At 62.3% G+C, this 1,506-nt stretch carries 2 protein-coding genes; one reads left to right on the top strand and one right to left on the bottom strand.

Annotation, left to right across the window (positions count from 1 at the left end):
* Positions 1 to 11: 11 nt before the first annotated feature.
* Complete coding sequence (locus tag AC1DX0_RS35775; RefSeq protein WP_477219341.1) at positions 12 to 524, bottom strand: DinB family protein; 513 nt, start codon at positions 522 to 524, stop codon at positions 12 to 14.
* 191 nt (positions 525 to 715) lie between these two features.
* Between AC1DX0_RS35775 and AC1DX0_RS35780 the strand changes: the two genes are divergently transcribed.
* Complete coding sequence (locus tag AC1DX0_RS35780; protein WP_477219342.1) at positions 716 to 1,408, top strand: glutathione S-transferase family protein; 693 nt, start codon at positions 716 to 718, stop codon at positions 1,406 to 1,408.
* The last annotated feature ends 98 nt before the right edge of the window (positions 1,409 to 1,506 follow it).

Consider the following 1,506-nt stretch of genomic DNA (forward strand, 5'->3'; position numbering starts at 1 on the left):
CTTCGGCCGTTTCAGGAGAAGACCCGGCCCTCGGGGGTGCGCTGGAAATTAATCAAGTCCAAACTGACGCTTGGCTTACCGAGCACAGTTAAGATGCCGTGCGCCTGGCCGCGGTGATGGGTCTGGTGGTTGAAAACATGCGCCAGCGCCGGCGCCAGACGCTGCGAGACGGTGCGCATATCCGATAGGGTCATATAGGTGAAGCGGCCCGACAGCGCCTTGTCGCTCATACCGCCGAGCCAGTCGATGATCCGCCGGTCCTCTGCCTCCCGCGCCATCCTCAGATGGGGCAAGGCCCGATGCAGGATGGCGTCCACCGCCGTCGGCGCGTCGCCTTCGCCGCTGAAGCGCTTCATCCAGACGCGGTCGGCGGCGAGCAGGTGGTTGAGCGTGCCCATCAGCGAGCGGAAGAAGGCGCCGACATCACGGTTGAATTCCTCATCGTCGAGATCGGCAGCGGCATCATAGATGCGGCCATTGGCCCATTGATTGTAGGCTGCAAACATCATGAAGTGCTGTTTCATCTTCTCTCCCGCCGCGCCTGTTTCGGGTGTCGGCGCGATACCTAGAGCAATTCACCGTTTCACGGAAACGGTGAATTGCTCTAACTGTTTGTTTAGACGCAATTCCCAAAGGAAAGCGCTACGCGCYTTTCCCGGGAAAACCGCTCGCACTTTTCCTGGAATTGCTCCAGACCGCAAAGGGACGCGCGCCAATGACGATTCTGCTTTATGATCTTGTCGGGCGTGACGAGAGCCGTCCATTCAGCCCGCATTGCTGGAAGGCAACGATGGCGCTGGCCCATAAGGGGCTCGATATCTCGACCGCGCCGACGCGTTTTCTCGAGGTCCCCACCATCGAGGGCGGCGCTTCGAAGACCGTGCCGGTGATCCGCGACGGCGACAAGGTCGTCATCGATTCCTTCGCCATCGCGCTCTATCTCGATGAGGCCTATCCGGATCGGCCGACGCTGTTTGGCGGCGAAGGCGGCAAGGCGATGGCGCGTTTCATCGAGCGCTGGTCCCAATTGACCATCCACCCGTACGTCACCATCGCTGCGATCGTCGATCTCCACACCATGCAGGACGAGGAGAACGCCACCTATTTCCGCCGGAGCCGTGAGCAACGCCTGGGCAAGCGGCTGGAAGACATCGTCGCGGCCCGCGACGCCGGGTTGGCGGCGTTTCGGGCGTCGCTTGAGCCGCTGCGCTCGATGCTGGGCTACCAGCCCTTCATCGGCGGCGCCTCGCCGCTGTTTGCGGACTATATCGTCTTCGGCGCGCTGCAATGGGCGCGCATCGCCACGCCCTATCAGCTGCTCGAAAACAGCGACATCGTGGCGCAATGGTTTGCCCGCTGCCTCGACCTGCATGGCGGGCTGGGACGAAAGGTTGCCGCGGCAGCCTGACGCCGTAGGGCTATTTGGCTGCTGCCTTCTTCGGCTTGCTGGGCTTTTTGGCAGCCTTGGCCACCTTACCTTGGGCCTCCTTGGGCTCGGCCTTTGCC

Source organism: Mesorhizobium sp. P3_A9, from assembly GCF_056402975.1.